Raw genomic sequence first — 22588 nt, 5'->3', positions numbered from 1 at the left:
ACCTTTTTTGCTACTATACTTCAACCCTAATCTCCTACCTTACTTATTACGAATTCATAATTCATAATTTTTAATTCCTTAATACGCCTCTGTCAGGAAGCTGAAATCATCGGAAGGCTTAAACTCCATCGGTTTCTCCGACTGCAGGAAAATCCGCGCCGTGTGCGGCCCGTGCAGCCTGATCCGATCGCCTTGGATGCGCAGCATGCTTCCCTCGCGCAAACCAACCACCGGCTGCCGGTTGTGGTGGTGAAACTCGGCAATACGGGTATCGCGCGTTTCGCCCATGTGTTTAGAGTTCGGCTCCGGGTCCTGGAAATGCGGGTTAATGTTGAATGGCACCAGTTGCAGCGCATCAAAGGTTTTCACGTGCACAATGGGCATATCGTTGGTGGTGCCGATGGTTTTACCGGCCACATTGGTTCCTGCACTTGTTCCCATGTAAGGCATGCCCTTGTTCACACGCTCCTGCAGTGCCTGCACCAGTTTGTTCTGGTACAGGTTGCGCAGCAGCACAAAGGTATTGCCACCGCCAATAAACACGGCCTCTGCCTCTCGCACCGCTTTCTCAGGGTTATCATACTCGTGTACACCTGTTACGCTGATGCCCCACTTCTCGAATGGTACGCGTGCCTTGTCGGTGTAGTCTTTGTGCGAAATGCCGCTGGGGCGGGCATACGGAATAAAAAGAATACTGCTTTTGCCCTGTAGCAGGGCCTTTATTTCCTCCTCGGCGTGCTCCAGGTAGCCGGTGCCATGCGTGGTGGAGGTGCTTATTAAAAGTAGGTTTCTGCTCATACTTCAAAAGTATGGAATTTGCAGGAGCCAATGGTGCTATGGGGTCGGGAATTTGCTGTGCCACCTGCGTAAGTACCATGTAAGTTAGTGCCTGCCATACTTTAGTCTAGCAGGCACGAGCTTTTTAGATTAATAAGTTAATATATAGTATATTCGGCAGTGCGATTACGGTTATCAGTCCACAGTGGGTGGCTAAACGAAATAGATTACTTTTTGCCAATAGTTGGTTTGTATTTGGGATAAAAAAAAGGAAGAAAAATAAATGGAATGGAATGAAGGTGCGATATTCTTAATTTTTGCAATGTTTCTTGTTCCAGTTTTGATTGTTTATTTTATCCTTAAAAGAACAATGCGTTATTTTCCTTCTGGACAATCATTCATAGATAAATCTAAGAGTGAAGGCTTGGCTTATAAATTCTTTATTGAACTAGGGCTACTAATTATAAGTGCATTGTTGACTTATGGAATGTTGAGTTTGATAGTCTTCTTCAAAGGAGAAGGACTGCTTGAATAACTTGAAAGCAAGAAGTAAACATTAACTGTGGTTGGTCTGAGAAGAAAAACATAAACCAACAAGGCATAAAAGCCATACTTCAGCTACGCCTCGTCTGCCGTTTATACAAGCCGTTGCAAGGTATATTAAGCATGAAATTGAAAGAAATGGCTCTAACCTTAAAGTGGACAAAGAAGCTCTCCATCTGGACACCAATTCTTTTATTCATTGCAGTTCTTATGATGGGCGGTGGTCATGGCATGTTTGAGCCAGCTATAATATTGTTCCCTTTCGGACTGATTGGAATACTATGTTCACGAGGCATAGAATTGCCTTTTGTAATACTTGCAATCTTTCAGTATCCCGTTTACGGACTATTAATTGACATAATTGGAAACAAGAAAAGCTTAAACTGGACTATAATAAGCATAGCTACATTCCATATAGTGCTTTCTCTTGTGATTCTAACTCTAAGGGGAGAGAAATGGATATAGAATAACTACATCCTACAACCCAACACATAAGTCATGCTCAGCTTCGCATCGCTCATCTTATGTACAAAACGCTGTCAGCAACAAGCTCAATCTCCCAACCAAGCCTTCATACAAAGAAGTAAACATCATAACTAAAAAATTTCTGCATACTGAAACCCTACCATGAAAGCGATCTTAAAGATCTTACTTACAGCCCATAAAACACCCATCAGCCGGTAGCTTAGCACACATCACCCACAAGACCGTTGCCCTTTGAACTGGCAGTATGAACTTACAGGGGGGAAACGGTTACTACTGATTCAAAAATGAAAACACTAAACTGGAGACGCACGGACTGGAATGGCCGAAGTTTCATATTCTCAGTTGGGCAGGTGATTGTCGGAGAGCTGACATTTGCCAGTGCCTGGAATTCCACTGCAACATATACCGACAAGCATACTGAGCTAAAGTTCTCTCAAAAAAGCTTTTGGGACAGCAATGTAGCAGTAACCAGGGATAACAAGCCCTTTGGCGAAATCTACAGCGGGCTATGGGGAGAGAAAACTTTGAAACTAGTGACGGGAGAAAGATTTATCCTTTCCACCAGCTTCTGGGAACAAGAAGTTTATTGGAAAACCGCGAAAGGCGAAACTATGATCACGTACCGGCAGGCTGCTATGAGCTCAATGGAGAAAGGAGTGATAAGTATAAACGGATCGTTGGCAACTGAAGTCGAAAAGCTTCTTATCAGCAGTGGGCTCTTTATCCGACAAGTGGCACGTAAGCGCTTAGTACGTACTGTGGCGGTTATAACACCGGTTATAGCGGCTGCAAGCAGGTTGTGAGGAGTAATCGTTTTTTCAGCCAATACCGCTTCCTTTCAAATCACTACGTTCGCCACACCCCTAAAAGCCAGATCATTCAGCCCTTAAAATCAGGCAGACCCATAAACAAACTTCAAATAACAACAACTAAACTACAAACCTTCGTATATTGCAATACTGCATTATAAAACACGTAAGTAATTCAGTGTGAGCGTCAACCAAGTATAACATCTCATGAAAAGAATAATTCTTTTTTTAGCGTTCATCGTGCTCTCGCTGCATGCCTATACACAAGGCATTCCTTCTAAAGTAAACGTAATCAACGACCTGGAGAAAGGCAGAAAATTAAACACTCTCCTGGCAAACGACGCCATAGAATCGCTATATCCTAAAATGGGCACCTCGTTTCAGGAAGCGGTGAACGGGGAAATCGGATTTGCCAAAATGAATGATCAGTTACATCAAAAGCTCGGCAAAGAGATCAGGCTGATTGACGAGGCAAGCTTTTCCGAGCTGGGCGCAATTACCTATTACCGGGTAAGTGAGTTCGAAAAAGCTGCCTCTATCACAACTAAATGGGTGTGGAAAGACACAACAATTGTGGGGCTTACCATAAATGCAACACCTGAACCGGCACCAAGCCAACATGAATTCTATAAAACAAAAACCGACCTGCAGCTACCTTTCCTGGACACCTGGTATGTGGCGTGGGGCGGACAGAAACCCCACCTAAACAAACACATCTCTGCTCCTGACCAACGGTATGCACTGGATTTTCTGTACTCCAAGAACGGCAAGCTGGCCAAAACCAATACGCCCACGGCGAACGAAGATTTTTATGGCTTTGGGCAGGAAGTTGTAGCACCTGGGGCCGGTGTGGTGATACAGGTGGTGGATACGGTAAAAGACAATCGTTTAGGTAAAATAAATACCGACTCACCGCCCGGAAACTACGTGGTTATCGACCATCAAAACGGCGAATATTCATTCCTGGCTCATTTCAAGCAGGGCTCTGTAAAGGTAAAGGCAGGGCAAACTATCACGCAGGGAGAGTTGCTGGGTCTGGCAGGTAACAGTGGAAAAAGTGAAGTGCCGCACTTGCATTATCACCTGCAAACAGGCACAGATTACCGGGAGGGAGTGGGTTTACCCATTCAGTTTACAAATTACCTACTGCATGGGGAACAGGTAACGCAGGCTGCTCCGGAAAGAGGGCAATATGTATCGCCACCTAAACCCGTAAAATAGAAAACAGGCAGCCGCTCTTACTGGTACACCGGTTCCCGCAACGAATCAGTAATCAGAAAGAGGATTACATCAGCGCCTATGTCCATTTCCCTCAACACCACTGTTTGCTACGCTGCAAACGCTAACATAGTCTTTTAATTTTCCGCTGCCAGGCATAAAGTATATGATCAGACCATACGTACCCGACGATAAAACGGCGCTCTTAGCGTTGCTAAAACTGAATATTCCCCGGTACTTTGATGCATCGGAAGAGAATGACTTCAGCACGTACTTGGACGAGCACCTGGAGCGCTATTATGTGGTGGAAGAAAACGGCAAACTTATCGGTTCGGGCGGTATAAATTTCTTTCCGGCAGAAAAGCTGGCCCGGATCTCCTGGGACATCGTTCACCCTGAATTTCAGGGGAAGGGAATCGGGACCGAGTTGCTCCGCCACCGGATAGCCCGGATCGAAAAGGAACAGGGAATAGAGCTGATTGTGGTCAGAACCACACAGCTCGTTTATAAATTCTACCAGAAAGCAGGTTTTGAGTTGGTAAAAACTGAAAAAGACTTTTGGGCTGAAGGATTTGATCTGTACCAAATGGAAATGCAAGTGCAGAAGGCTTAATTGCTTATACCTGCCGCCTTACGTGCAGGCCCACATCCTTACCATGTATGAAGAGCATCACCTATTACCTCACCCTGTTCGTTATAAAGCTGAAGGGCCTGAAGCGGGAGTTCTCCAAAGACCCTATCGATTTCAATAAGCTGCGCAAAGAGGATGTCCATCGCCCAAAACCTGCGTCGTTCCGGCCCCACTTTATGCGGCAGTTCAGTGTTGCCGAAACATTGCTAACAGAAGTAAAGCCAGCCGCAACGAATGGTTTCCTGCTTCTGTTTTGCCCCGGCGGCGCTTTTGTTTATGGCCCTGCCCGGCACCATTGGCACGCGGCAAAGCAGCTTGTAAGCCAAACCCAATGCACCCTCTGGATGGTTGATTACCCTAAAGCGCCAGAAAATAACATTGCCTTTATTTCAGAGAACATAGATGCCGTTTATGCCTATGCGGTGGAAACACACGGCGCGGGTAAAGTTATACTTGTAGGAGATTCAGCGGGCGGCACGTTGCTGACGGCCCTGACGCAGCGGCTTGTGCAAAAAAGCAAGGCGCTGCCCTTAGCGCTGGTCCTGATCTCGCCCGTGATGGATGCCTCTTTTTCTAATCCGCAGCTAGATGCGCTAGAAAAAGTGGACCCAATGCTATCAAAAGCGGGTGTGCTGAGTGCCAAGAGAATGTGCGCGCAGCATTATGGCGTGGATGATGTGCGGCTATCGCCGGTGAACGGAAGCTTCAGTAATTTCCCTCGCACGCTGCTGCTTGTTGCCGAAAATGACATCACGTACCCGGACCAGCAACTGGTGGTGCAGCAACTGTGCGAGGCGGCTGTGGAGGTGAAAGTAATAAAAGGAGAAGGCATGCCACATATCTGGCCCATTTTGCCCGTGATGCAGGAAGCGAGAGCAGCCTTTCAAGAAATGACAAGCTACATCAGGCGAACTATTGCAGGTGCCTCAGACAAAGTATAGCCCAGCACTGCCTGCTTTGAAGTATAAAATCTCACGTGGGATGGTTTACTCTCCTACTCCTTGTTTTTCTTATTCGCCAGTTTCAGTTTAATCGTCTCTGTATAAGGGTCGAGGGAGGCGTAGCGGGTGAGGGCCCGTATCAGGCCAACGCTTTTAAGGTCATACAGAAACCAGATTTCCACATAAAAATCGTGCAGCCAGTACAGGTCTATCTTGCACCAGCCTTTGATGCGGTGATGCAGGTAATGGCCCTGCTCAAATGCCAGTTCGGCTTGCAGGTGGGGCGGCAGCTGGTTAAATTCTTCGGCACTCATGGCTAAATGTTCGTCACGATCCAACATGGAATAAAAAAGGCTGCGGTAAGGCAGCCTTTTCGTTTAAACGTGAAATTTCTGATTTTGGTCTAGTTGAGGTGCAGGGTATACATCTCAAAGCGGGTAGACGCGAAGCTCCAGTGGGAGGCAGACGGGTGAATCTCTACCCCATCCTCATCCACAATGGTTACAGCAAACCCTTCGCCCTGGTTCAGGGGCTCGGTGAAGTGCTTCACCGGGTATACTTTCCCTTCTTCAATCCACTCCTCCGGTTCAAAAGCCGGCATGGTCGCATCCACGCACTTGGCATAAACCGACATATAGCTTGGGGGTACAATAAGATTAACCATAGTAAATAAACTTTCAACTAAGATAATAAATTCCGGCAAGGCAGAAAATGAATCAGCTGTTTTTTTGCTGACAACAAGCAAGGAACAAAAAGCATGCCCGCCCTAGTATAAACCAAAAACGGGCCAGCTGTTCTAAAAGTATGTCACTTATTTTCAGAAGGGGCCACAAGTATGCACTTTTTGGCAGCTTTACGGACCGATGTCCCGTATGAAAAACCCTGCATCCAGCAACGTAAAAAGATAACTTCTATGGGCACAACCACTTATACCTCTCACAACAACTCCACTAAGACCTTTCCGGTGGCCCCACGGGTCTGGGGGCTGAAGACTGTTTTCGTGAACCTGTACTTTATAGCCAACCCCGATGGTTCGTGGGTGTTGGTGGATACCGGGGTTCCCGGCTCAGCCGATAAGATCAAAGCCGCCGCCGATGCCCTGCTAGGCGAAGGTAACCGCCCCCGCGCCATCATTCTTACCCACGGCCACTTCGACCATGTGGGTGCCGTGAAGGAATTGGCCAGGGAATGGAACGTGCCGGTATACGCACATCCCATGGAACTCCCCTACCTGACCGGTATGTCCAGTTACCCGCCACCAGACCCGACAGTAGGCGGCGGCGGAATGGCGTATCTGTCGTTCCTATACCCGAAGAAGCCAATTAACATCAAGGGGCATGTTGAACTGCTGCCGCCTGACGGTTCCGTTCCTGCCCTGGAGGGCTGGCGCTGGATCTACACGCCAGGCCACAGCCCGGGCCATATCTCCCTGTTCCGCGAAGAGGACCGCACCCTGATTACCGGTGATGCCTTTGTAACGCGCGACGGCGAATCGGCGCTGGCCGTGATGACGCAGAAGCGCGAGGTGCATGGGCCGCCAGCCTACTTCACGCCCGATTGGGGCTCAGCGCACCAGTCGGTGGAAACGCTGTGCGACCTGCAGCCAGAGGTGGCCGCTACCGGCCACGGCTTGCCGATGCGCGGCAAAGAACTGCGGCAGAAACTGGAGCAGTTGGTGCAGGATTTCTGGCTGGTTGCCGTTCCGAAAAGCGGCCGCTACGTGCACGAGCCCGCCGTAGCCGATGAGCACGGGGTGGTATCGGTGCCGCCTCCTGTAGATTCAGCCGTTCCGAAAGCGCTGGCCATTGCTGGCGCGCTGGCTGTGGCTGGTATGGCTTGGTCTGCCTGGAGCAAGCGCGACAAAAAGGAGAAAGGGCATGCAAAGGATCCTTACCTGGAGCGGCCGTATTCGCACAACCGCGTGATGGAGGGCATGCCCGCCGATGTGGACCCGAATCATGACGATCCGCACAACCACACCAATTACTATCCATGATAATAAAAGCGGGCCGGAAGTGATTCCGGCCCGCTTGCTTTCTCGTTAGTTTTAATCTTTGGGATGATTGGCCCTTCCGGAACCGCTCTTGTTCCCGCCGCCATCCTGTTTGTTTACAGTAGCCCAGGCGCGTTTTTCTGCTTCTTCGTGGCTTATGCCGCGCTTCTCGTAGCTTTCCTCGATATGCTCGGCCTTGCGCTTCTGCTTATCGGTGTAAGCTGACTTATCTCCTTGTGGCATGTTGTTCTCCTTTCTGCTTGATGAAACATAGTACCTGTATTCTCGCTGCTCCCCTCTTTTACGCAATCTGCTGCAGAACCGGTTTCGGCTCAGCTACAAGGCAGCACGCCTTTTACAAGTATAGCCTATGGTGCTATGCTATACCTGTAGTAAAGCATAGGATAAATTGACAGGTGAGATGCTGCAAGTATAAAGTTTTTGGTATATTTAGAAGCGCTTCAAATGAGGCTGCTCCTACTTGTAACCACAAAATCCCTACATGAAAACACTTGTATGCACGCTACTGCTAAGCATGGCCATGGCTTTCACCGCCAGTGCCCAAAGCAGCAAACTTGACGAATTGATTGAAGAGGGTATCGCCCTGTACGACATTGGGAACTACGCAGGAGCTGTTTCCAGCTACAAAGAGGCGCTGAAACTCGACAAGAAGAACCCAACTGTCAACTATGAGTTGGCCATGACTTACGGGGCCATAGGCGATTACGGCAATGCGGTGAAATATAGCAACGAAGTATTAAAGCTGAAGAATGCAAATCCGGGATTGAAAGCCCAGGCCTACGGCATCAAAGGCAACGCACTGGACATGCAGGGCAAGCCGCAACAAGCTATCAGCGCCTACGAGGAAGCCATAAAGCTGGCCCCCAACAACTACATGGTCTACTACAACCTCGGCCTGACCCAGTATAAGCTGAAAAACTATGCCGCCGCCGAACAGGCGCTCATCCATGCGGTGCAATTGAACCCAAACCACGCCAGCAGCCACCTGTTGCTGGGCTACACCAAGCAAAACCAGGGCAAGCGCACCCAAAGCCTGCTGGCCCTCTACAACTTCCTGCTGCTCGAGCCCACTTCCGAACGCGCTGCCACCGCCTACCAGGAAGTGCGCCAGATGCAGCAGCAGGGCGTAACAAAAGGCGAGGGTGGAAAAACAATGACCATAAACGTAGGCATTCCTAAGGGGGATGACGAGTTTTCGGCGGCCGAAATGATGATCTCCCTCTCGCAGGCTACCGCTTTATCAGACGAAAACAAGGGCAAGACCGAGGAGGAGGGCTTCTACAACAGCACACGCTCCCTTTTCTCTATTTTAGGCGAGCTGAAGGAAGACAAAAGCAGCTTCTGGTGGGATTATTACGTGGATTTCTTTTACAGCATGAAAAACGCCGGCAATGTAGAGGCCATGAGCTACTACGTCAGCCAAAGCTCCGGCAAAGAAGCCGTTGCAAACTGGCTGCAGGAGCACCAGGAGCAGGTAGCGCAGCTGTCGTCCTGGTACGAGAACTACAAACGGTAAAGCATACAGAGAAGCAGCTTCAACTTTTGAAAGCCTGGTATTGGCCGCTGAGAAGTATAAAAGTCAGCCAGCCTTCACAGCTTCGCCCCGTCTGGCTACATTTAGGCCAGGAACTAAATTTAAACGCATTGGCGCACAAGAGCATCTTTAACTGGAGCAGCGGCAAAGACTCGTCGCTGTGCCTGCACAAGGTTGTGCAGGAGGGCAAGTATGAGGTAACAAAACTGCTTACCACCCTGAGTGGCACAACTCAGCGGGTGAGCATGCACGGTGTGCGGGAGGAATTATTGGAGCGACAGGCACAAAGTATCGGCTTGCCTTTGCAGAAAGTATACTTACCCGAGCAGGCCAGCATGAATGCCTACAACGAACTGATGGCGCAGACCATGCGCCCGCTTCAGCAGGAAGGCATCACGCACTCCATTTTCGGGGATATCAACCTCGAGGACCTGCGCACTTACCGCGAGCAGCAACTGCAGCCGCTGAACATGCAGGCGGTGTTCCCGCTCTGGGGCCGCCCGACAAATGAGTTGGTGTGCGAATTTATTCAGAAGGGTTTTAAGGCGGTGGTGGTGTGCGTAAACGAAAAATTGCTGGATGCCTCCTTTGCCGGCCGCTTACTGGACGAGGGCTTTCTGCAGGATTTGCCAGCCAATGTAGATCCCGCCGGCGAGAACGGTGAGTTTCACACCTTCGTATTCGAAGGGCCAATTTTCAAACACCCCATCACCTATACTTTGGGGGAGAAGGTACGCAAAAGCTACGGCCCGCCGACCGACCCGGACGATAACTGCTATAAAAAGGAAGACAAGCCCGTGTTTGACACTGCTTTCTGGTTCTGCGATCTGCTGCCCGCTTAGCTCTCTTCGTTTTGGTGGAAGTATAGCTTGAACGTAGAGCCTTTTCCTACCTCGCTTTCCACCTCTACCCTATCCTCTGAGTTCTCGAGTATCCGCTTCACCAGGTACAGCCCCAGGCCAGTTCCCTCCACATGCGTGTGCATGCGCTTGAACATAGAAAATATTTTATAAGTATGTTTTATATGGATGCCAAGGCCATTGTCTGCCACCGTGAGCAGGTACTGCCCCTGTTCATGCAATTTCTCGGTTTTGATTTGAATAATCGGCTGCCGCTCTGGCGAGGAATATTTGATGGCGTTGGAGAGCAGGTTAAACAGAATGCTGCGCAGGTTTTTTCTGGAATAGCTCATGTACCTGAACCCTGAGAAGTCAGGCTGTATCACGGCGTGGTAGGAGGCGATCAGGTCTTCCAGGCTACCTGTCACCTCCTGCAGAAGTTCCTCCAGGTTTACCTTTTCCACCGGGCTCTCTTCGTTCTGCACCCGCGAAATATCCGTCAGGTCAAGTATAATGTTGTTAAGCCGTACCACCGAATTGTCGATGCGGCCCAGCACCTCCGCATGTTTGGAAGCATCGGCGCCAAGGTCCATTTTCAGCATTGCGATCAGGCCCTCCAGATTGGCGATCGGTGCTTTCAAGTCGTGCGATACCGTATACACAAAGTTATCGAGGTCGGTGTTGATCTTGTGCAGTTCCCTGTTCTTGTGCATCAGTTCCTCGTTCTTCCGGCGCTCAGACAAGTCGCGGGTTACCTTTGTAAACCCAAGGTGCTTGGCCTCCGCATTATACACAGGGGTAATCACCACATTTACCCAAATCTGGGTTCCGTCTTTCCGTAGCCGCCAGCCCTCGTCCTCAAAGCGCCCCTGCTCGATGGCCATTTTGAGCTCATACTCCGGAAACCTTCGCTCCCGTGCCTCATCCGTATAAAAAACCGAGAAATGCTGGCCGATTATCTCATCTGCCGTGTAGCCTTTAATGTGTTCAGCGCCGCGGTTCCAGGTCGCTATGTTTCCTTCCGGTGTCAGCATGAAGATGGCATAATCCTTCACCCCCTCGGTCAGGAGCCGCGCACTCTCCTCACTCTCCTTCAACTCCTCCATTGCCTTCGAGAGCTTGTCCTCCAACAGTTTCCGGTCGGTCAGGTCGCGGGTAATCTTGGAGAAGCCGATCAGTTCTTTGCTGTTGGAGCTGTAAATAGCGGTCAGGATTACATTAGCCCAGAACATCGAGCCGTCTTTCTTCACACGCCATCCCTCATCCTCAAAGCGCCCGTGCCTGGTTGCCCATTCCAACTCCTTTTCCGGGTAGCTGTCATCGAGGGCCTCCTGAGGATAGAATTTCGAAAAATGCTGCCCGATTATCTCCTCCGGCCGATAACCTTTGATTTTCTCGGCCCCGGCATTCCACGTCTGCACATAGCCGGTTGGGCTAATCAGGAAAATGGCATACTCGTGCACGCCCTCCACCAACAGCCTGTACAGGTCCGTGTTCTCTGAAAGTAGTTCTGAGGCTGAATTTAGTATTGTGTTCTCTCCGTTCATTCTGATTTTCTCTGGCTATACCCGGTCGGCTGTAAACTAAGGCATGCTTACATGCATCCTCTGTCAGCCAAAGCAAAACTTAAATGATCCTGCATAATTGTCACAACACTAAATATAGGCAGTAAATGAGGGAAGCCAAACGAAAGTGGTAGCACAGCCGAAAATACTGCGATTTGTACAACTTTATAAACTTACGGTTAAGTAAATGGCATGGTTTGTTTAACACCTGCACAATCCCTGTAAAGTTAAGAGCTTGCCAGGTACGTTCGTTTTTGCTGTACCCCGATGGCTTTAATTCCCGCGTCTGTAGTTAATTGCGTACCTTTGCGCCATGATTTCGATGAGGCAATTGTTTCTGCAAAACGTAGCGCAGACCTCTGATTTCCCGCTTATGATTGAGGTGGAGAAAGCAGAGGGCGTTTACATGTACGGGGCAGGCGGCGAGCGCTACCTGGACCTGATTTCGGGCATTGGCGTGAGCAATGTGGGTCACCGCCACCCGCGCGTGCTCAAGGCCATCCACAACCAGCTGGACAAGTACATGCACCTGATGGTGTATGGGGAGTTTGTGCAGGCACCGCAGGCGCAGTTGGCCCACGCCCTGACTCAGACACTGCCCAAGCGCCTGGACAACGTGTACTTTCTGAACTCAGGTACCGAGGCGGTAGAAGGCGCCCTGAAACTGGCCAAACGCTACACCGGCCGCACCGAACTAATTTCCTGCCGCAACGCCTACCACGGCTCCACGCAGGGCGCCCTGTCGGTAAACGGCAGCGAGGGTTTTAAGAATGCTTTCCGCCCGCTGCTGCCCGGCGTGCGCCACATCCGATACAACCACTTGCCCGACCTGCAAAGCATTACACAACGCACCGCCGCTGTGATTATTGAGACAGTGCAGGGCGAGGCTGGCGTGCGGGTGGCCCAGGACAATTACCTGCAGCACCTGCGCCGCCGTTGCGATGAGATGGGAGCCCTGCTGATACTCGACGAGATCCAATGCGGCTTTGGCCGCACCGGCACATTCTGGGCCTTTGAGCAGTTCGGCATTGAACCGGATATTCTACTGTGCGCCAAAGGCATGGGCGGCGGCATGCCGATCGGGGCCTTCATCGCGCCGCAGGAGATCATGGGTGCTTTCAAAAACGACCCTATACTTGGCCACTGCACCACCTTCGGCGGGCACCCTGTTTCCTGCGCTGCGTCGCTGGCTACCTTGCAAACCATTCAGGAGGATGGGCTGCTAGCCGGTGTGGCGGAAAAGGCCGCTCTGTTCCGTGAGCTGCTCGTGCACCCACGCATCAAGGAGATTCGCAACTGCGGTTTGATGATGGCCGCGGAATTTGAGAGTTTCCCGGTACTTAAAGCCGTCATCGACCTGGCCATCAAAAACGGTGTGCTCACCGACTGGTTCCTGTTCTGCGACAACTCCATGCGCATCGCCCCTCCACTGGTTATCACCGAAGCAGAGATAAGAGAAGCCTGCGCCGTGATTCTGCAGTCTATAGAGGAGGCAACCGCCACACTGGATTGATACATGCCATCCCTTTAGTTTATATTTGTAGAGACGCAATATTTTGCGTCTCTTTCCTTTTATGAGCATGAATACATTTCACTGGTCCCCAAGCATAACTGCTCTTTAAAACCAATGGTAAGTATCGCCTGCTCTTCACAAAGCAACCGCCACCGCGATTGTGCGTAAAAGCCGAGATTGTACCTCATCCCGAAGTATAGCAAACGCATCAAAACTTTATGGAGATTGCCCTTGTGCTAGGCCTGCTGTTGGTCGCGGTGGTGCTGTTCGCCACCGAAAAAATTTCTGTGGAGATCGTGACACTGCTGATGCTTATTATCCTCACCAGCACCCGCATCATTACCGCTGAAGAGGCGTTCGCAGGCTTCAGCAGCGACTTTATCATCATTATTGCCTCCATCTTTATACTGAGTGCGGCCCTGCAGGAAACCGGCATCCTGGATTTTGTGGTACTGCGGCTGGTAAGATTGGCACACAAGAGCACCAACCTGATGCTGTTCACCGTCATGCTCGTGACGGGGGTGGTATCGGCTTTCATGAACAACACTACTGTTACCGCCATGTTCGTGACACCGCTCGTGGGGCTTAGCAAGCGCATTAACATCAGCGCCTCCAAGCTGCTGATGCCGCTGGCTTACGCCGCCATACTTGGCGGCACCTGCACGCTGATCGGCACCTCCACCAACGTGGCTGTGAGCGGGTACATCGCCAAAACCGGTCTGCCTCCCATTGGCCTGTTTGAGATCTCCGGTATCGGGTTCGTTATTTTCCTGGTGGGGGTGGTGTACATGATGACCATCGGGCAGCGCATGTTACCGAACCGCGAAGACCAGCAACTGGCCGAGGAGTATAAACTGCAGAAGTACCTGACCGAGATAGTGGTACTCCCCGAATCGCCGCTGGCCGGCCAGTTGGTGTTTGCCTCCGACCTCACTTCCCTGAACTTCCGGGTATTGAACATTATCCGGGGAGAGGATAACTTTCTGCCGGACTTCCGCACCCGCATTATGGAGGACGACATCCTGCTGGTGGAGGGCGACCTGGACAACCTGATCAAGGTGAAGGAGACGAAAGGCATCAACATTATGGCCGATGTTATATTGGAGAAGGACCTGGTAACGGATGATATCCGGCTGGCCGAGCTGCTGATTATACGGCAATCAAACCTGATAAACCACACGGTGAAGCAGGTTAACTTTCTGCAGCGCTACGGACTGGTGGTGATTGCCATCTCGCGCTACGGCGAAACGCTGCGCACCAAGATTGGCAGCATCGTGCTGCAGTTGGGCGACCTGCTGCTGGTGCAGGGCTCTGCCGAGCGCTTCAAGCAGCTGCGGTCTTCGAGCAACGTGGCGCTGCTCGATCAGTTTGAGCCACTGCTCTTCAAAAAACGCAAAGGCCTGATCGCGATCGGCAGTTTTCTGGTGGCCATACTGCTGGGCACCACCAACCTGCTGCCGCTCTCCATCGCGTTTCTGCTGGCGGCAATTTGCACCATCCTGTTCCGCTGCATCAGCTCAGAGCGGGCCTATGCGGCCATAGACTTCAAGCTGCTTGTCCTGATCGGGGGCATGACGGCGTTCGGAACGGCCATGGAGAAATCCGGTGCGGCAGACTTCCTGGCGGCCGGCATAGTGGATTTGCTGGGATCATTTGGCGTGATGGCCGTGCTGGCTGGATTCGTGCTGCTGACGGTGCTGCTAACCCAACCAATGTCGAATGCCGCTGCCGCCCTCGTAATTGTGCCTGTGGCGCTGCGCACCGCAACAGCCCTGGGCTCCGACCCGCGCGCCTTCGCTATTGCTATCATGCTGGCGGCCTCTGTTTCGCTGGTGACACCGTTTGAGCCGGCCTGTATCCTGGTGTACAGCCCCGGCAAGTATAAGTTCCTGGACTTCATCAAAGTCGGGGCCCCGCTCACGCTGCTGCTCATGGTGGTGATACTGGTGCTGGTACCTGTTTTTTGGCCGATGTAACAGCACACCCTTAATCAGAGTATCTTTAAGTATAGCAATCTACTTTAAAGATGAAAAAGATACTGTACCTGCTTGCCCTGCCCCTGTGCCTGTTTGCCTGCTCCCCCGAAAACGAGGAGGTGAAGGATGAATACGTGGACGTGGCCCCACAAGCAGACGCGCTGGACTCCATTGCCAACGTGCCGAAAGATAACGTAAAGACAGACGAGAACACCACCACGCCCACCCTTCCCTTGCCACAGCCTGTAATGGAGCAGCTCACAGAAAAGTATCCGGGCTGGGAAAAGCCGGAAATAGCTGCGGATGCCTCGGCAAAAGTTTCCGATGAGACCGCCGCCATTGCCCGCGGCGACTTTGACGGAGACACCCGCCAGGACGTGGCGCTGCAGTTTGCGCTGGGAAAAGAACTTGTGATTGTGGCAGCCCTGCAGAAAGAGGACGGCGAGTTTGTGCTGGAGGAGCTCAGCCGGGATATTCTCTTTAACGAACGGGGAACGCTGAAAAGCCTGTACTATCTGTACACGGCCGAAGAAGGCGAAGATTTGTACAACTATGACACCAACCAGGAGTTAGAATTGTCGAACGATGCCGTTTCGGTAGGAATTGATAATTCGGTAATGACTTACGTGTACCAGAACGGCAGCTTTGAGAAAGTAGCCACAACGGAATAAGCAAAAGCCACAAGCCTGCCTGGTTGGTAGGGTAGCAGCAGGCTTATGGCCAGGGCGTTGTTCTGTGTTAGTAGTTCAGGAAAGCCTGTGCGTCCTGCTTGATGATGTCGCGGGCCTGGCCATCCTTCACCCCCATGGAAATTTTACGAACCAGCACACCTACAATTGTCTTCTTGAACCCAAGTTTGGCAGCCATGTTAATGCAGAAGTCCATCTCATTCTCATCCACAATGCCATCGGCCAGCATCATCTCCACTAAATCGTAAATCTGGTCGAAGCGCTCAGAGTCGTTGGTAGGCAGCTGCGGGTTCACGTCTTTTACGGTGGCAATCAGGTCGCGCACCTCGCTGGCTTTCATGCCGTTCTTTTTGCCGATGGCCACAATATACTTTACCTCCGAAGGATCCAGATGCCCATCGATCCGTGCCAGTGCCCCCAGGTTTGTGAGGTGGCTCTTTAATCTTTTTGTTTCTTCGCTCTCAAAAAAACCGAACATACGTTGCCTGGTATAAGTTAAATTACTTTAATTGAACGCTTGAGCTTTGCCGGCGCAACCAGCGGCTGCCAAAGCAAGAGGCAACTGCTGCACCACAGGTACTCATGTAAAAGCTGTAATGATATGATAACATACGATTTAATATATTTTAGGTCGTAAATTTAGAAAGCTTTTATTTCTTGTTATAAATTGCGTGCTTCTTCGGCAGAGCTTTCAGCGTTTGCTTCTTAGAGTAAACATCTGCCTGAAGCATTTTATTGTGAATTTACCTCCATTATAAGACATAGATAAACCATGAAGAGAATAGGAGTTTTTACTTCGGGCGGCGACTCACCAGGCATGAATGCATGTATCAGGGCGGTAGTAAGGGCGTCTATTTATCATGGGATAGAAGTATACGGCATCCACCGCGGCTACAAAGGAATGGTGAAGGGGGAAATCTATAAGATGGACTCGCACTCAGCCAGTAACATCATCCAGAAAGGCGGCACCATCCTGCGCTCCGCCCGCAGCAAAGAGTTTATGACGCCGGAGGGGCGCAAGCAGGCGTACGAGCAGTTGCAGCAGCACGGCATTGAGGGACTGGTGGCCATCGGCGGCGACGGCACGTTTACGGGCGCTAACATCTTCTACGAGGAGTATGGCATTCCTACTGTGGGGGCCCCCGGCACCATTGATAACGACCTTTACGGCACCGACTTTACCATTGGCTACGACACCGCCGTGAATACGGCCCTTGATGCCATCGACAAGATCCGCGACACGGCAGACAGCCATGACCGTGTGTTCTTTATTGAGGTGATGGGCCGCGACTCGGGCTACATTGCCATTCCGTGCGCCATCGGCGGCGGCGCCGAGATTGTGATGATCCCGGAAACGGAGACAAGTATAGAGTACGTAGTGGACACGCTCCGCACAGGCTGGAACCGCTCCAAGACATCCTTCATCGTGATTGTGGCAGAGGGCGACGATGCCGGAAACGCCAACGAGATAGCGGCCAAAGTGCAGCACGAGCTGCCGCACATGGATGCCCGCGTAACCATTCTGGGCCACGTGCAGCGTGGGGGCTCCCCTACCGCCGCCGACCGCATGCTCGCCAGCCAGATGGGCGTTGCCTGTGTGGAGGGGCTGCTGCAGGGACGCAAATGCGAGATGGCCGGTATCATCAACAGAGAGCTGGTGTACACCCCGTTTATCGACACCATTACAAAAGACAAGCTCATCAACCCTCAGTTCCTGAAGCTGGTGGATATACTCTCTGTATAAAGCTTAGAACTACCGTAGCCGCCGCCGTCCATACTTGGGAATCCACACCTAAGTACGGGCGGCGGCGGCTTCTTTATGGGCAAGTCTCTCCCTGTCAGGTTGTCACTGAAACCCTCCTTATACCAATTATACTATCCATATTCGCATAAATCCGTAAAGCAGAACACGAACCTAAATCTGTGAATTATCGCTTCTGCCAAACATATCGGGAAAATCGCCCTTAAAATCATACTCTGGCCCCTTGCCATTGTTGTAGGGCTGCTTATACTTATCATCATCGCACTGCAGTTTCAGGCAGTGCAAAACTACCTGGCTACACAGGGAGAGAACTACCTGGAGGACACCCTTGGCACACAGGTGGACATTGGCGGCTTCACCACCGACTGGCGCAACACCATTGTACTGAAGGACGTGTACGTGGAGGACCAGGCACAGGACACGCTTTGGTATTCCGAGCGCCTGGGCGTGGACATGGCTATTTTCTCCCTCATCAGTGGTAAGCTTAACATCAGCAAGATAGACCTCGACAACGCCACCCTGAAACTACACATCCGCGAAGACAGCACCACCAACTTCGACTTTATCACCGAGGCCTTTGCCACCGACACCACCGCTGTTGCCGCACAGCCCGCCGACACCTCCGCTGCGGCCATGCAGATTGAGCTCGGCACCATCAACCTCAACAATGTCTATGTCGTCTTTAAAGACGAAGCCGGCGGCAACTTTATCACCACGCGCGTCGGCGACCTGACCACCACCATGGAGGAAGTAAACCTTGACGAGCAGCGCTACCTGGTGGATGAGATTCAACTGGCCCATACGTGGGTAGACTATGAGCAGACGAAACTGCCGCCACCCGACACCGCCGCTACCGAGCCGCTGGAGATGGACTTTGGATTGAACCGCGTGGCCCTGGAGGATATCCGGGTCAGCTACCTCAGCCGCCCCGCCGACCAGCGTATTGAACTGGCTTTGGGCGAGTCGGAGGTGGTAGCTGACAAAATTGACCTGAAGGATGCCCGCATCGACTTAAAGAGCTTTATGCTGCGTAATACGGATGTGAAGTATGTGCAGCAGAAGTATAAACCTGTTGATTCACTGGCCGTGAACCCGGCCAGGACAGCCGAAGCGCTGGACAAGTCGGTGGAAGAGACCTCCGGCACGCCCATGAACTGGGTGTTAACGCTGGGCGAAATGGATGTAACGGACCTGGATGTAGCGTTTGACAACTTTAATGCGCCAAAGCAGCCGCAGGGCATGGACTACGACCACCTGCTGTTCACCGACATTGTGCTGGACGCACAGGACATTCTCTACAGCCTGAACCGCATCCGGGTAGACCTGAACCAGCTGACCCTGCAGGAACGGAGCGGCTTCAACATTCAGAATTTCAATGCCAACATTGTGGTGGACTCCACCAGCGCCAGCCTCGTCAACCTTGATCTCAAAACAGGCAACAGCCACCTGCAGAACGACCTGCAGATGACGTACCCCTCGCTGGAGGCTATCACGGAAAGCCCGTCGCAGGTCGGCCTGAACCTCGATATCAACAACAGCTACGTGGGGCTGAAGGACGTGCAGTACTTTATGCCCGATATGGCTGAAAACCCTTCGTTCAGAAGTATAGCCAACTCTACCATAAAACTGGAAGCCGAAGCAGAAGGACAACTGGACAACCTTCGCATCAGCAACCTGAAGTTAGCAGGATTGAAAGACACCTATGTGGATGTGAGCGGCACCGTGCGCAACGCCATGGACCCAGACAACCTGTACCTCGACCTGAACATCGATCGCTTTGCCACTACCCGTACCGACATACTTGCCCTGACTCCTGCCGGTACCATTCCGCCCGACTTCCGGCTCCCCAGCCAGCTAAGTATGGAAGGAAACTACAAGGGCACCTTAACCGCCTTTGATGCCACCGCTGATCTGCGCAGTTCCTTTGGAAACGTGCAGGCAGATGTGGATATGGGTGCGAATGAAAGCTTCACGGCCACCGTTCGTTCTGGTGGCTTTGACTTGGGGCAGTTGTTTGTGGACAGCCTTGGGCTTGGTAAAGTGGCACTGGTGGCCAAAGCCCAAGGCACCGGTCTCACACCTGAAACCATGCGTGCCAACGTGCAGGCCTCGGTGCAACTGTTCGACTACAACGGCTATTCCTACAACGATATTGACCTTGCTGCCCACATCGACCGCAACTTATACTCGGTTAAAGCCACTGCCGAAGACCAGAACCTGGCCTTCGATCTGACCGGCGATTTTAATTTGCGCGACACCCTGCAACCTGCCTATGATTTTACCCTGGCGTTGCAGAACGCTGATTTACAGGCACTTAACCTGTACCCGGAACCACTGGCAGTGCAGGGACAGATAAAGGGAAAATTCACCGGTGCCGATGCCAGTACCATTAGCGGCCGTCTGGTGGCGAACGAGCTGGTAGTGCAACACAACAACGCAAGATACCCTGTTGACTCGCTGACAATGACGCTGGAGCAGAGCGGCGAGGTAGCCGAAATGCTGGTGCAGTCTGATATTGTGGATGCTAACATGCAGTTCCAAAACTCGCTGGAGACCCTGCCTACGGCCATGCAGAAGTACTTCTCCTACTACTTCGACCTGCAGCCGGACCCACCCTACCCTGCCGCGATCAATCTGAAAGATTTTACGGCAACTATCGACCTGAAGCAAACCGGGCTGATAACCTCCTTTGTACCGGGACTCGAGCAGCTGCAACCGGCCACGCCTATCACCGCCACCTACAACGGCGAGACAAACCAGCTGCAGGTAGACGGGCAGATAAGTAAGATCGTTTACACCGACTACACCTTGCAGAACCTGGACTTACGGGTACGCGGAAACCAGGAGCAACTGGGGTATGAGCTGAACCTGCAGCAGCTGCTGTCGCCATCCCTGAACGCCAAGAACATAAGTATAGAGGGCGCCGCCCGGGATGATGAGTTAGCGGTAAAGCTGGCTATTGCCGGTGACACCACCACGGCGGAGCAGCTTGTGTTTGGAGGCGTTCTGAACAGCCTGGGCACTGGTTACCGCTTCTCCATCAACCCGGACCAACTGGTTATAAACGGCGATGATTGGGATGTGCCACAGGACAATTACCTGCAGTTCGACACCAATTTATTGTATGCCAACAACATCAGGCTGCAGCACGCAGGGCAGACCATTGCGCTTAACAGCACAGGGCCCGTGTCTCCTAACGCTCCTTTGAACGCCGTTTTTGAGAACGTGAGCATCGGCTACCTTATGCAAACGGTTATGGATCAGGATAGCCTGATTGCGGGCACCATAAACGGAGAGGCCACCGTCAACAACATCATGGGCGATAACCTGTCTTTTACCTCTGATTTGGCCGTGACGGATTTCATGTATGAGGGCGTGCCCGTAGGCGACCTGGCCCTGGAAGCCAGCAGCGCCGGCGGCAACCGCTACAACATCGACGCCAAATTAACAGACAACAGCAACCAGGTGCTGGTGAATGGTTTTGTGGAGACGCAGCCAAACGCCACGCTCCTGAACCTGGATGCCAACATAGCTAACCTGAACATAGGCTCGCTTGCTGGCTTTACCGCTGGCATGGTGGAGCAACTCGATGGCAGTGCCAGCGGTAACCTCCGCATTACGGGCACAGTGGCGGAGCCCAACATCATCGGCGAACTCAACTTCGATCAGGCGCAGTTTAACCTGACCATGTTCGGCTCCCTGTTTACTTTACAGGACGAGCGCCTGGTGTTTAACGAGCAGGGCATCCGCTTCCCTAATTTTACTGTAACCGACTCCTTGGGGAACAATCTGCTGGTGGAGGGGCTTATTGCAACTGAGACATACACCGACTTCCAGTTCGACCTGGACGTAACCACTGACAAGTTCCTGGCACTGAACTCCACCGCCGCAAACAACGACCTGTTCTACGGAACCGTGTTTGTAGCCGCAGACGCAGACATAACGGGCACGATGGCCCTGCCGGTGGTGCGAGTAAATGCGCGTGTGCTGGACAACTCAGAGTTCACCACCGTGATACCGGCCGAATCGGTCGGGGCGGCGGAGCGGGAAGGCATAGTGGAATTCGTGAACCTGTCGCCCGAGCTGGACAGGATTATTCGCGATCCGGCGCTTGATTCTGCCGAAGTAGAAGTGACGGGCTTCGTAGGCGCCGATGTAGAAGCGCAGATCACCGTAACCGACGCCACCCAAATCACCATTGTAATTGACCCCATCACCGGCGATAACCTGGTGGTGCGCGGAACCGCAGATCCGTTGTACATCGGCATGCGCCCGAGCGGGGAGATCAACATGAACGGCCGCTACACCATCACCAGCGGCCGCTATAGTATGGACTTCTACGACCTGGCTTCCAGAGAGCTTGATATAAAAGAGGGCAGCTACATTAACTGGACGGGCGATCCGCTCCAGGCCCTGATGGACATTACGGCTATCTACACGCTAGAAACTTCCCCAGAGGCGCTGGTGGCTCCTCAATCAATGGGCCAAAATGCTGCTTTGAAGAACCAGTTGGAGTTCCAGGTGCTGGTGAACGTGGAGGGCGAACTGCTGACACCTGAGATCAGCTTCGACATACAATTACCCGAGGAAGAACAGAGTGGTGAAACAAGTGAAATAGAATCTAGCCTGGGCTTGTTGCGACAGGATGAGTCGGCCCTTGCGAAGCAGGTGTTTGCGCTCCTGGTGCTGAACCGCTTCCTCGCTCCTGACCCGCTAGCTAGTTCCGGCGGCGGTATTGAGGCCTCGGCCCGCAATAGCTTGGGTGGTGTGCTAACTGATCAGTTAAATCAACTTACCAACCGCTACGCCGGTGGCCTGGGCCTTGAGTTAGGCGTTGATTCCTACCAGGATTATTCCTCTGGCTCTGCTCAGGGGCGTACGGACCTAAATGTAGCCCTGAAACAGCAATTCCTGAATGATAGACTAACGGTACGAGTTGGCACAGATATCGGCCTGGAGGGCGGAAGTCAGTCAAACCAGTCCATGAGTGGCTTTGGTGGAAATGTGTCGGTGGAGTACTCGCTCACTGAGGATGGGCGCCTGCGGGTGCGGGGCTTTCAGCGCAACCAGTATGAAGGCGTGCTGGAGGGAGGCGACGTGCGCGCAACAGGCGTGTCGCTTATTTATGTGCGGGAGTACGATAACTTCTCCGACCTTTTCCGCAGCGTGGAGGAAGTACAGCGAAGGCAGGAAGAGCGCAAGTTGGAAGAAGCCCGAATTACCAGAAAGGAAAAGCAGGAAGCAAAAGAACAGGAACAAGAACTCAAAGAAGAGGGAATAGAACAATAATC

At 52.0% G+C, this 22588-nt stretch carries 20 protein-coding genes; 14 read left to right on the top strand and 6 right to left on the bottom strand.

The window, feature by feature from the left end; all coding sequences use genetic code 11:
* Positions 1–78: 78 nt before the first annotated feature.
* Complete coding sequence (gene pepE / locus A0W33_RS14100) at positions 79–798, bottom strand: dipeptidase PepE (RefSeq protein ID WP_068838787.1); 720 nt, start codon at positions 796–798, stop codon at positions 79–81.
* A gap of 262 nt (positions 799–1060) precedes the next feature.
* Between pepE and A0W33_RS14095 the strand changes: the two genes are divergently transcribed.
* The 6 genes from A0W33_RS14095 (at position 1061) to A0W33_RS14070 (ending at position 5405) form a co-directional block, all read left to right on the top strand.
* Positions 1061–1312, top strand: coding sequence for a hypothetical protein (locus tag A0W33_RS14095; RefSeq protein WP_068838786.1), 252 nt, complete (start codon positions 1061–1063; stop codon positions 1310–1312).
* A gap of 131 nt (positions 1313–1443) precedes the next feature.
* Positions 1444–1785: a hypothetical protein gene (locus A0W33_RS14090; protein WP_068838785.1), complete on the top strand. Its 342-nt coding sequence runs from the start codon at positions 1444–1446 to the stop codon at positions 1783–1785.
* Between the two features lie 305 nt (positions 1786–2090).
* Positions 2091–2609: a hypothetical protein gene (locus tag A0W33_RS14085; RefSeq protein WP_068838784.1), complete on the top strand. Its 519-nt coding sequence runs from the start codon at positions 2091–2093 to the stop codon at positions 2607–2609.
* 213 nt (positions 2610–2822) lie between these two features.
* On the top strand, positions 2823–3836 hold the full coding sequence (locus tag A0W33_RS14080) for a M23 family metallopeptidase (RefSeq protein WP_068838783.1): 1014 nt from the start codon (positions 2823–2825) through the stop codon (positions 3834–3836).
* A 163-nt stretch (positions 3837–3999) separates the two neighbouring features.
* The gene (locus tag A0W33_RS14075; protein ID WP_068838782.1) at positions 4000–4446 is read left to right on the top strand and encodes a GNAT family N-acetyltransferase; all 447 of its coding nucleotides are present in this window, start codon (positions 4000–4002) and stop codon (positions 4444–4446) included.
* Positions 4446–5405 (top strand): alpha/beta hydrolase, encoded by a 960-nt coding sequence (locus A0W33_RS14070; RefSeq protein ID WP_368856742.1) that lies wholly within the window; start codon positions 4446–4448, stop codon positions 5403–5405. Before A0W33_RS14075 ends, A0W33_RS14070 begins: the two co-directional genes overlap by 1 nt.
* Positions 5406–5458: 53 nt before the next feature.
* Here the strand turns inward: A0W33_RS14070 and A0W33_RS14065 are convergent, their stop codons facing one another.
* Together A0W33_RS14065 and A0W33_RS14060 are read right to left on the bottom strand one after the other, a co-directional pair.
* Positions 5459–5719, bottom strand: a complete 261-nt coding sequence (locus tag A0W33_RS14065; RefSeq protein ID WP_068838780.1) for a hypothetical protein — start codon at positions 5717–5719, stop codon at positions 5459–5461.
* Between the two features lie 89 nt (positions 5720–5808).
* Positions 5809–6069 (bottom strand): hypothetical protein, encoded by a 261-nt coding sequence (locus A0W33_RS14060; protein WP_068840139.1) that lies wholly within the window; start codon positions 6067–6069, stop codon positions 5809–5811.
* A 249-nt stretch (positions 6070–6318) separates the two neighbouring features.
* Here A0W33_RS14060 and A0W33_RS14055 point away from each other — a divergent pair, with 249 nt between their 5' ends.
* Positions 6319–7401, top strand: coding sequence for an MBL fold metallo-hydrolase (locus A0W33_RS14055; protein ID WP_082815242.1), 1083 nt, complete (start codon positions 6319–6321; stop codon positions 7399–7401).
* A 51-nt stretch (positions 7402–7452) separates the two neighbouring features.
* On the opposite strand, the gene A0W33_RS14050 is transcribed toward A0W33_RS14055, so the two are convergent.
* Positions 7453–7641 carry a hypothetical protein gene (locus A0W33_RS14050; RefSeq protein ID WP_068840137.1) on the bottom strand — a complete coding sequence of 63 codons (189 nt, stop codon included), beginning with the start codon at positions 7639–7641 and terminating at the stop codon, positions 7453–7455.
* 259 nt (positions 7642–7900) lie between these two features.
* Here A0W33_RS14050 and A0W33_RS14045 point away from each other — a divergent pair, with 259 nt between their 5' ends.
* The gene (locus tag A0W33_RS14045; protein WP_068838779.1) at positions 7901–8935 is read left to right on the top strand and encodes a tetratricopeptide repeat protein; all 1035 of its coding nucleotides are present in this window, start codon (positions 7901–7903) and stop codon (positions 8933–8935) included.
* Positions 8936–9063: 128 nt separating this feature from the next.
* On the top strand, positions 9064–9795 hold the full coding sequence (locus A0W33_RS14040) for a Dph6-related ATP pyrophosphatase (RefSeq protein WP_068838778.1): 732 nt from the start codon (positions 9064–9066) through the stop codon (positions 9793–9795).
* Here the strand turns inward: A0W33_RS14040 and A0W33_RS14035 are convergent.
* Positions 9792–11339: a sensor histidine kinase gene (locus A0W33_RS14035; RefSeq protein ID WP_068838777.1), complete on the bottom strand. Its 1548-nt coding sequence runs from the start codon at positions 11337–11339 to the stop codon at positions 9792–9794. The two genes, A0W33_RS14040 and A0W33_RS14035, sit on opposite strands and share 4 nt — an antisense overlap.
* 334 nt (positions 11340–11673) lie before the next feature.
* On the opposite strand from A0W33_RS14035, the gene A0W33_RS14030 reads away from it, so the two are divergent.
* The 3 genes from A0W33_RS14030 (at position 11674) to A0W33_RS14020 (ending at position 15517) form a co-directional block, all read left to right on the top strand.
* Positions 11674–12870 carry an aspartate aminotransferase family protein gene (locus A0W33_RS14030; RefSeq protein ID WP_068840136.1) on the top strand — a complete coding sequence of 399 codons (1197 nt, stop codon included), beginning with the start codon at positions 11674–11676 and terminating at the stop codon, positions 12868–12870.
* A gap of 218 nt (positions 12871–13088) precedes the next feature.
* A complete protein-coding gene (locus A0W33_RS14025) occupies positions 13089–14846 on the top strand; it encodes an SLC13 family permease (RefSeq protein WP_068838776.1) in 1758 nt (585 codons plus the stop codon).
* 50 nt (positions 14847–14896) lie between these two features.
* The gene (locus tag A0W33_RS14020; RefSeq protein WP_068838775.1) at positions 14897–15517 is read left to right on the top strand and encodes a hypothetical protein; all 621 of its coding nucleotides are present in this window, start codon (positions 14897–14899) and stop codon (positions 15515–15517) included.
* Positions 15518–15584: 67 nt separating this feature from the next.
* Here A0W33_RS14020 and A0W33_RS14015 read toward each other — a convergent pair whose 3' ends face one another.
* Entirely contained in the window at positions 15585–16013 is a 429-nt protein-coding gene (locus A0W33_RS14015; protein WP_068838774.1) for a TerB family tellurite resistance protein, read from the bottom strand.
* Between the two features lie 294 nt (positions 16014–16307).
* On the opposite strand from A0W33_RS14015, the gene pfkA reads away from it, so the two are divergent.
* Both pfkA and A0W33_RS14005 read left to right on the top strand, forming a co-directional pair.
* A complete protein-coding gene (gene pfkA / locus A0W33_RS14010) occupies positions 16308–17279 on the top strand; it encodes a 6-phosphofructokinase (protein ID WP_068838773.1) in 972 nt (323 codons plus the stop codon).
* A 183-nt stretch (positions 17280–17462) separates the two neighbouring features.
* On the top strand, positions 17463–22586 hold the full coding sequence (locus A0W33_RS14005) for a translocation/assembly module TamB domain-containing protein (protein ID WP_308428493.1): 5124 nt from the start codon (positions 17463–17465) through the stop codon (positions 22584–22586).
* Positions 22587–22588: the final 2 nt, after the last annotated feature.

Origin of the sequence: Pontibacter akesuensis (assembly GCF_001611675.1) — a bacterium.
Taxonomy (GTDB): Bacteria; Bacteroidota; Bacteroidia; order Cytophagales; family Hymenobacteraceae; genus Pontibacter; species Pontibacter akesuensis.
This window is presented reverse-complemented; position numbering and strand designations above follow the sequence as displayed.

Bases quoted from the DNA above. Each gene is read 5' to 3' on its own strand.
- pepE (WP_068838787.1), bottom strand. From the start codon at position 798: ATGAGCAGAAACCTACTTTTAATAAGCACCTCCACCACGCATGGCACC.
- A0W33_RS14095 (WP_068838786.1), top strand. From the start codon at position 1,061: ATGGAATGGAATGAAGGTGCGATATTCTTAATTTTTGCAATGTTTCTT.
- A0W33_RS14090 (WP_068838785.1), top strand. From the start codon at position 1,444: ATGAAATTGAAAGAAATGGCTCTAACCTTAAAGTGGACAAAGAAGCTC.
- A0W33_RS14085 (WP_068838784.1), top strand. From the start codon at position 2,091: ATGAAAACACTAAACTGGAGACGCACGGACTGGAATGGCCGAAGTTTC.
- A0W33_RS14080 (WP_068838783.1), top strand. From the start codon at position 2,823: ATGAAAAGAATAATTCTTTTTTTAGCGTTCATCGTGCTCTCGCTGCAT.
- A0W33_RS14075 (WP_068838782.1), top strand. From the start codon at position 4,000: ATGATCAGACCATACGTACCCGACGATAAAACGGCGCTCTTAGCGTTG.
- A0W33_RS14065 (WP_068838780.1), bottom strand. From the start codon at position 5,719: ATGAGTGCCGAAGAATTTAACCAGCTGCCGCCCCACCTGCAAGCCGAA.
- A0W33_RS14060 (WP_068840139.1), bottom strand. From the start codon at position 6,069: ATGGTTAATCTTATTGTACCCCCAAGCTATATGTCGGTTTATGCCAAG.
- A0W33_RS14055 (WP_082815242.1), top strand. From the start codon at position 6,319: ATGGGCACAACCACTTATACCTCTCACAACAACTCCACTAAGACCTTT.
- A0W33_RS14050 (WP_068840137.1), bottom strand. From the start codon at position 7,641: ATGCCACAAGGAGATAAGTCAGCTTACACCGATAAGCAGAAGCGCAAG.
- A0W33_RS14045 (WP_068838779.1), top strand. From the start codon at position 7,901: ATGAAAACACTTGTATGCACGCTACTGCTAAGCATGGCCATGGCTTTC.
- A0W33_RS14035 (WP_068838777.1), bottom strand. From the start codon at position 11,339: ATGAACGGAGAGAACACAATACTAAATTCAGCCTCAGAACTACTTTCA.
- A0W33_RS14025 (WP_068838776.1), top strand. From the start codon at position 13,089: ATGGAGATTGCCCTTGTGCTAGGCCTGCTGTTGGTCGCGGTGGTGCTG.
- A0W33_RS14020 (WP_068838775.1), top strand. From the start codon at position 14,897: ATGAAAAAGATACTGTACCTGCTTGCCCTGCCCCTGTGCCTGTTTGCC.
- A0W33_RS14015 (WP_068838774.1), bottom strand. From the start codon at position 16,013: ATGTTCGGTTTTTTTGAGAGCGAAGAAACAAAAAGATTAAAGAGCCAC.
- pfkA (WP_068838773.1), top strand. From the start codon at position 16,308: ATGAAGAGAATAGGAGTTTTTACTTCGGGCGGCGACTCACCAGGCATG.